Consider the following 7890-nt stretch of genomic DNA (forward strand, 5'->3'; position numbering starts at 1 on the left):
AGTCGACGAAGGAGGCACCGGTGAGCGGTATCAAGGTGTTGGTGGCGGGGGCGAGTATCGCGGGGCCCGCGCTGGCCCACTGGCTGCGCCGGCGGGGTGCCGAGGTGACTGTGGTGGAGCGGGCTCCCGAGCTGCGTCCCGGTGGGCAGGCGGTGGACGCGCGCGGGGTGGCTAAGGAGGTCATCCGGCGGATGGGGCTGGACGCGGCGGTGCGCGCGGCCTGCACCGACACCGTCGGCGCCTTCAAAGTGGATGTGGACGGGAACGTGCTGGAGACCTTCCGCGCGGACGACGACGGCGGTGACGGGTTCATCGCGGAGATCGAGATCCTGCGCGGGGACCTGTCCCGGGTGCTGCACGACGACACCCGCGACGGTGTCGAGTACGTCTTCGGCGACCGGATCGCCGAGCTCACCCAGGACACGGACGGGGTGGACGTGGTTTTCGCGGGCGGCGACCGGCGGCGTTTCGACCTGGTGGTCGGGGCGGATGGGTTGCACTCGGCGTTGCGCGGGATGGTTTTCGGGCGGCGCGAGAGGTTCGTCCGCCACCTCGGGCTCGTGCTGGCCTTCTACAGTGTGCCCAACGAGTTCGGGCTGGACCGCTGGCTCATCGACTACCAGGACCAGGAGTCCGGGCGCTCGGCCGGCTTACGGCCTATCCAGGACGCCACCCGGGCGATGGCCATGTTCTCCTTCCCCTCGGTCGACTTCGACGTCGACTACCGCGACGTTGCGGCCCAGAAGAGCCTGCTGCGCGAGCGGATGGAGGGCCTGGGTTGGTTGACGCCGCGCATCCTCGCGCACTTGGACGAGACCCCGGACTTCTACCTCGACCAGGTCGCCCAGGTGGTGACGGACCGGTGGTCGAGCGGGCGGGTGGTGCTGCTGGGGGATGCGGCGCTCATGGAGCTGGTCGAGCGCGCGATCAAAGCGTCGAGCTACCCGACTACTCCGGGGTGCCGGACTCCGGGGCCCCGGTCGGACCGCCGATCACCTCGTCGGCCAGGCCGTAGGCGCGGGTGTCGGGGATCCGGTGCGCTAGACCCGCAGAGTTGTTGCGTAGTCGGCGTGCCCGAGCCACTCGCAGACGTACCGGCCGCTGGCCGAGTCGCCGACGACATGCCCACGGGCGGAGGCGACCGGATGCCGCCTGTGGGCAGTGGAGCGTCGACAGTGGACCGCTTGACTGCGAGTATGACTGCGAGATGTGGTTGGGCTAGTGCAATCCAGCCACCACAGGCACCCATTGGTTCGCTCTGACCTGCGGCAGACCCTCAACGGGACATGAGCCCCAGACTTTTGATCCTGGGCAGTCCCATGTTCACCGTAGTTGCCAGCAGGAGTCCAAGGACTGCAGCTAGCACCAGGGCGTGACGGCCGCTGGCGGCGGTGCACCGGGTTGGCATTACCGCGACGCTGTCTGCGGCCCGGCGACGACTGTTCTCGTGCCTGGAGTACCGCGACGAGCACCGCGCCGTTGACGTGGCTAGCCCAATCGACCTACCACCGACGCGCTGAGCATCACGAGAGAGGCACCCGAACGCCACGGCCACCAGGCAGCCCGGCGGGTTTGCCGGCGCAGGCAGTTGGGGCAGGGTCGGTTGACGCTGCGGCCTGCCCGGCCTCAGACGTCGAGGCCCAGCGTCTGATCGCCGTGCTGGTGTAGCCCTACGTGCCGTACCGAGCCCAAAACCAGCCGGTGACGTGCAGAGCCGCGGCTGGCAGCGCGGCGGCGCGAGCGGCATCCGTCAGTCCCGACAGGAGAAGACCGATGAAGAGACTGCCAGTCCCTCACACCCTCGATGCCACCGGCCAAGACGTCCATGCTGAAGGCACCCGCCTCCGCGAAGCCGGCACAGCGACTCTGGTTGCGCTCCCTGGTGATGTGGTGGCGTGGGCAGTCACCAGTCTCAGCGGGTTGCGAGAATTGCTGACCGATTCGCGTATTTCGAAAGACCCACGGCAGCACTGGCCTCAGTGGATCAACTGCGAGATCACTCCGGAGTGGCCGCTGTTCACGTGGGTCGCGGTGCAGAACATGCTGACCGCATATGGCGCGGACCACAAGCGCTTACGCTCGTTGAGCGCGAAGGCGTTCACGGCCCGAAACATCGCCGCGCAGCGCCCGCGGATCGAAAAGATCACCGCCGATCTTGTGAACGCTCTGGCCGCTCATCCGGCGGGTGAGGCGGTAGATCTGCGTGAAAGTTTCGCCTTCCCGCTGCCGATCGAAGTGATCTCCCAGCTATTCGGTGTTCCCGACACCATGCGCGCGATGCTACGGAAGGTGGTGGACGGGCTATTCGACACCTCTCTCCCGGCGGGGGAGGCCCAAGCGAACCAGGCCCGGCTCTATCCGCTGTTGAATGAACTTATCGGCATCAAACGAGAAGCGCCTGCAGACGACATGACGAGCGCACTCATCGCGGCCCGCGACGACGATGCCAACTCTCGTCTCAGTGAGGCCGAGCTCGCGGACACCCTCGTGCTGATGCTCAGCGCCGGTCACGAAACCACGGTGAACCTGCTTGACCAGGCCATCGCGGCCCTGCTCACGCATCCTGGTCAATTGGATCTTGTTCGCAGCGGCGAGAATTCCTGGGACGACGTGATCGAGGAGGCCTTGCGCTGGCAGGCGCCTATACCGTTCGTGCCGTTGCGCTTTGCGGTCGAGGACATCGATTTCCACGGTGTGATCATCCGTAAAGGAGATGCGATCATCGGCGCCTACGACGCCGCGAACCGGTCTCCCGAGGCAAATGGGCAGAATGCCGACGAATTCGATATCACCCGCCGGAACAAGGATTACGTCACCTTCGGATACGGGGTGCATTACTGTCTTGGCGCTCCGCTGGCGAAACTCGAGGCCCGCATCGCTCTCCCCGCGCTCTTTGAACGTTTCCCGAATATGTCTCTCGCCATCCCACCCGCTGAACTACGCCCGGTCGGCTCCTTCGTCTCCAACGGCCACCGCACCCTTCCCGTCCTCCTCTAAATTTGATCTTTAACCTGTGAGCTGCTGCTGTGCTGTCACGGTGAGGTCGCGGTTGCCTGTTTTGCCGACGTCATAGCGGGGCGCGGGCCTGCGGTTGCGGGGGCCGGGTGGGCGTCCGGGACCGGGCCGGGAGGGTTTCGGTGCGCTGGCCGGGGTAGAGGTCTTCGCGCGGAGGTCCCGAAACCCGCGGCGGACCCGGGCTGGGGTCAGCCTTTCTGGCGGCGCGGGTTTCTCCCAGGGGCGGCGGAGATCTTGGGTCAGCGGTCGTGCGCGAAGTTGGGTGTGCGCGGCGATCACCAGCCAGGTCCAGCGGTCGGCCGCGTACGGGGTGCGGATCTCGGGACGGTCCAGCCCAGGGACTGCTTGAACAGCCGGAAAGTGTGCTCGAGATCGAAGCGGCGCAGGAACGACTGCCACCACCGATCCACGTCTGCAGGGCCGGCGCCGGTGACCGAGGACCACAGCCACAGCGGCTTCGGGTCGCGGTCCCCGGGCAGGTGCGCGACGTGGAGCCGGAGCAGGGTGCCCTCGATGACAGGCGGTTCGCCGTCGTGATCGAGCCAGGAGCCGCGGTGGGTCAGCCGGGGTGCAGCCGGTTCCAGCTGACGGCGATGGCCGTGCCGTAGCGAGTGGTGGCGGTGATCGTCGTGTGCTGCGGTTGCGGCCAGGTCGCGGGTTTGCCGAGAGCGAACTCGGGGCCGTGCTTGGGCGGACGGCCGGTGACGCCGGGCAGCCGGGGTGGCGTCGGTCCCCGCAGGACCCCGTAGTCGTGTCGCCACGGTCCTATGCCTACCTGCAGGGGTCGGTGCGGGCCGGCCGCGACTCCGAGACAACGACGACACTGCTGGCCGACCTCGCCGCCGCCGTCAGCCGCATCACCGGGGCACCGTCTGCGGATGTGGTGGTGGCGCTGAGGGAGACCCCGGGCCGATTGATCATGGAGGGCGGACGGATCATGTCCGATCCGGGTAAGGAGGACGACTCGCTGCGCAGCCGGTGACCGGCATCATCGCGGGCACCACGACGCAGACCGGCTGCAGTCCGTCAACGACGGCCTCCGGCTTCCGCTGCCCGGACCCTGCACCGCTCGGAGATCAGTTAACAGTGCGGTGGCGATCTGCTCACGGCTATGCCGCCTACATCGGCAACACCTTCACCGCAAGGCCGGCGCCGCGATCTCAGAGCGGAGGGGTGGCGATGAGGCGTTCCGGAGTTTGTACTTCCGGATGTTGCCAGATGGGGTGAGCGGAAACAGCTTGTTCGTTTCTCTCTCGATCAGTAGCCGCTCGGATCGCCCTCATGGCGATCGATGCGAGCGAGATCGGTCGTCGGCTGCCGTCGCGTTGTCAGGCCGGGCCACTCCCGCTCGGCCACGGGGCCGAGGTGACCCCGAAGCGGAGCCCCTGCGCGTTCACGTCGCTGATCCCCTGCTCGGTCGCGTCCCGGTATCCCGCGTCGATTCGCTTCTGGATTGAGGAGCGGGAGAAGTCCGTGGCATCGGACAGGCGGCGGGGCAGGCTGGAGGTCACGACGTTGAGGTGGTCGATCTTCCGGTGGGCGCGCAGCTTCGTGAACAGCGGGTCGGTGCGGATGGTGCTGCCGGCTGGGAGCTCGTCCTCGATCCGCGCGACCAGGTCGACGACGCGGCTCGTCTGGCCGAAGAAGTCGCTGTCGAGGGTCAGCCGGCTCGTGAACTGCAGTTGCACCATCCGCTGTAGCACCTCCGGGAAGGTGTGCGGGATCGGTGCCTTCATCGAAAACAGCTCGACGACGACGAGCTCCCGCTCGGCGGAGCGGTCGCCGCCTCCCGCCTCCTCCAGGACGTTGATCGCCGGGCTTAGCGGCGTGTTGGAGAATAGGCCGCCGTCCCAGTAGCGGTTGCCGCTGATGCAGGTCATCGGAAAGCCCGGGGGCAGGCTGCCGCTGGCCGCCACGTGCTCGAAGGTGAGGCCGCCTGGCTGGTCCCGGTCGAAGTACTCCATCTCGCCCGTGCCCACGTTGATCGCGCCGACGATCACGCGTGTCGCGTCGTCGTTCAGGCGTGCCGGATCCACGAGGTCGGCGAGCGTGCGGCGCAAGGGCGCGGTGTCGTAGATGCTCGTGAGCAGCCACGGCGCCGGCGTGAGCAGCGCGGTCCGCAGCTTGTACATGCCGGGGTTGCCGAGGGCGGCGAGCCGTCGGGCGATCGGAGATGGGAGCCAAGGTGCGGGTACCGGTGGCACGGTGAGCTTGTTCCGCCAGAGCGTGTCCAGGGCGTCGATCGGGTCGCCCTTCGCGCCCCCGAGCACCGCTGCGGTGATTGCGCCGATCGAGATCCCGGCCACCGCTACCGGGCGGAAGCCGGGTCGCTGCTCGTAGAGGGCTTGGAGGACGCCGTACTCGTAGGCTCCCAGCGCGCCGCCCCCCTGAAGGACGATCGCGGTGTGGACGTTGCGCTTGATGGCCGCCATGAAACCCCCGCTTCCGGCGTTGGAGGAAGACTGTCCGATCCTGCCTGGGGCGGGGCCGAGTGGGAAAGTGCGCAGTTGTACGTACGGTGAGCCCGCCAAGCGGAGTTGGCAGGCTCGGTCGTCAACTGAAATCCCTCGCCGTAGCTCGGACCGGGAACAGGACGGGGCCGAACGTCGCAGTCCTGATCCCCGGAGCTCGCACCGGCGTCGCCCTGTCATCGCTGTTTCGCGTGACCTGCTTCGAACCGGACGAACTCGTCGACGCCGTCCCCGCACCGCTAGAGCAGGCAGCACTTCGAATCGCCAATGATGCCCATCTCCGCTGACGGTCCACGACGCCCTGCTGGGTGTTTGCCACGCGACGTAGTCCCCACCGTTCTCGACACTTCCCTCGCCGTGCGGCTGACGCGCTTACTTCAGTTCGAGGCCGCGAGGCGGCGGACCAGGCTTGGTGTGGCACTGGATGTGGCACGATATGAAGTCATACGAAGCGGTAGCGGCCCCCGTGCGGGGCGACATTGCAGTCGTTGCTGCTGGTGGAGGCTCTGGTCTACGCATACTCACCGTCTTGTAGCCGTAGGTCGTCGGTTCGATCCGACCCACGGCTCCCCACCCGACTCCGAGTCCAGGTGCGGCTCCGCTTCGGGATGTCCGACCATACGGTGGCGTCCCAGCTACCGATTAAGGGATTAGGAGGTGTTGTTGACAGTTCTACCGCTCTTGCTAGTGGACAGTGAGCGTTTTCCACTTGGGTTAGCTGGCGTGGATGAGGACCAGGATCGCCTTGACCAGGGTGGTGGCTCGACGCGGGCAGCAGCGGATCTTGCGAAGGATCCGTCAGGCCTTGAGCTGGGCGTTGGCTCGCTCGCCCGGGCCGCGCTGACGGGCATGGGCGGAGTTGACCTCGCGCTGGTTGCGCGAGAGGCGCCGACGTTGGCCGGTCGCGGGGTCGGCGGGACGGCGCCGTTGCGGGGTGTCGAACCCCGACCCGCGGTAGCCGTGATCGACGATCACCTTCACCCCCGCCTCGCGTAGGGCGTCGATGATGCCGTGGTCTCGGGCGGCTCCCATGTCGTGGCGGGCGCCGGGTAGCGCAGGCGAAGCCCAGACCAGCCGTCCAGCGGGGTCGGCGATGACCTGCACGTTCAGGCCGTGGCGCTTGTGTTTTCCGGAGAAGTACGGCCGATCACGGCCAGACCCCATGCCGACTCGGTCGATGCGCATCAGGGTGCCGTCGAGGATTACGAACGCCTTGCGCACCGCGACCGCAATCGCCTCGCGCAGGGTCGGGGCGAGCGCGGCCAACACCTCGACGGCCTCGGTGATGTAGCGGAACACCGTCGTCGTGCCGATGCCAAACCCGGCGGCGAGATCAGCGTAGGTCTCTCCCTTGCGAAGATGCGCCACCACGAGCAGGGCCTGCTGCCCGGCGCTTAGCCGCCGCCACCGAGTCCCTACCTGCGAACGGCGACGGCGCAGCGCATCCGACAGCGTGACGAGGGCGTGGTTGGACACGGTGACCCCGGCGGGGTAGGAAGGCACCCGAAGCTCCTGGTGGGACGTGTTGATCTAGTCAATCGCCCGTCTACCAGGAGCTTCACTCATTCCGGTGACGCCACGCCGCAGCTCGCTGAGCCAGCTCCCCACCAGGTTGGAAAGAGCTCACTGCCACGCATTCGCGCAACAGCGTTCCAGATGCCAGGGCGCCTGGAACCGTGCTGGTCAACCCGCTTCAGTGAACGATCCTGTGCGGAAGTGTTGTGGCATGGCGAAGTCATGCCAAGGCGAGTGCGTTGCTCGTAGGTTCGAGGCAAGCGACTGAGCCAGGGTCTCGTGTGTACGTCAGACGAAGAGCCGGGGCAGCAGGTCTCGGCTGCTGTCACGGAGGTCGTCGAGCGCTGTCTCCGAGTCGGCGAGGTGGCGCTGCAGCGCCTGCTGGAACAGCCCGTCGAACATCGCGTAGGCCGCGGAGGGCGAGCAGGTCGGCTGGGTCCCGGTGAGGTCGGCGTAGGCGCGGACGAGGCGCCAGATCATGTCCTGCAGGCTGCCGTCGATCTCGGCGACGTCGTCGCGGAAGGCCTCCTCGAACAGGGACTGCGAGCGCAGGTCGTACCAGAGCCGGTGCATGAGGGGGGCGTCGGCGAGCGTGCCGGTCAGCCCGTTCCCGCAGGCTGCGGCGAGCTCGTCGGGTGTGGACGCGTCGGCGACGAGGCCCTCGTAGCGCTGCACGCAGGCGTCCTTGTAGCGGCGCACGCAGTAGGTGATCAGATCGATCTTGTCGGCGAAGTAGTAGTGCAGGAGCCCGTGGGAGAACGTCGTGTTGTCCGCGATCGTGCGCAGGCTGGTGCGCGCGTAGCCGAGGTCTGCCAGGGTCAGCAACGCCGCGTCGGCGAGCTCGCGGCGGCGGTCCTCGAACTTGTCGACACGGGACTGCAACCGCACG

5 protein-coding genes and 1 pseudogene are annotated in these 7890 nt (G+C 67.4%); 3 read left to right on the top strand and 3 right to left on the bottom strand.

Annotated elements, in window-relative coordinates; genetic code table 11:
- From JWP64_RS06790 to JWP64_RS06800, 3 genes are all read left to right on the top strand, one after another.
- The coding region (locus JWP64_RS06790) for an FAD-dependent monooxygenase (protein ID WP_366889514.1) at nt 1–1262 on the top strand (1262 nt) is incomplete at its 5' end.
- Between the two features lie 511 nt (nt 1263–1773).
- Entirely contained in the window at nt 1774–2997 is a 1224-nt protein-coding gene (locus tag JWP64_RS06795; RefSeq protein ID WP_297493653.1) for a cytochrome P450, read from the top strand.
- A 769-nt stretch (nt 2998–3766) separates the two neighbouring features.
- The gene (locus JWP64_RS06800) at nt 3767–3997 is read left to right on the top strand and encodes a tautomerase family protein (protein WP_297493655.1); all 231 of its coding nucleotides are present in this window, start codon (nt 3767–3769) and stop codon (nt 3995–3997) included.
- Nucleotides 3998–4343: 346 nt separating this feature from the next.
- Here JWP64_RS06800 and JWP64_RS06805 read toward each other — a convergent pair whose 3' ends face one another.
- The 3 genes and pseudogenes from JWP64_RS06805 to JWP64_RS06815 all read right to left on the bottom strand — a co-directional run bounded on the left by JWP64_RS06805 (nt 4344) and on the right by JWP64_RS06815 (nt 7889).
- The gene (locus JWP64_RS06805; protein WP_297493656.1) at nt 4344–5447 is read right to left on the bottom strand and encodes a patatin-like phospholipase family protein; all 1104 of its coding nucleotides are present in this window, start codon (nt 5445–5447) and stop codon (nt 4344–4346) included.
- Nucleotides 5448–6200: 753 nt separating this feature from the next.
- Nucleotides 6201–6989: pseudogene (locus JWP64_RS06810) on the bottom strand (transposase family protein).
- A gap of 300 nt (nt 6990–7289) precedes the next feature.
- Nucleotides 7290–7889, bottom strand: a complete 600-nt coding sequence (locus JWP64_RS06815) for a TetR/AcrR family transcriptional regulator (protein WP_297493657.1) — start codon at nt 7887–7889, stop codon at nt 7290–7292.
- Between the last annotated feature and the right edge of the window lies 1 nt (nt 7890).

The sequence above is a fragment of the Pseudonocardia sp. genome (genome assembly GCF_025465255.1).
In the GTDB taxonomy this organism is placed as follows: Bacteria; Actinomycetota; Actinomycetes; order Mycobacteriales; family Pseudonocardiaceae; genus Pseudonocardia.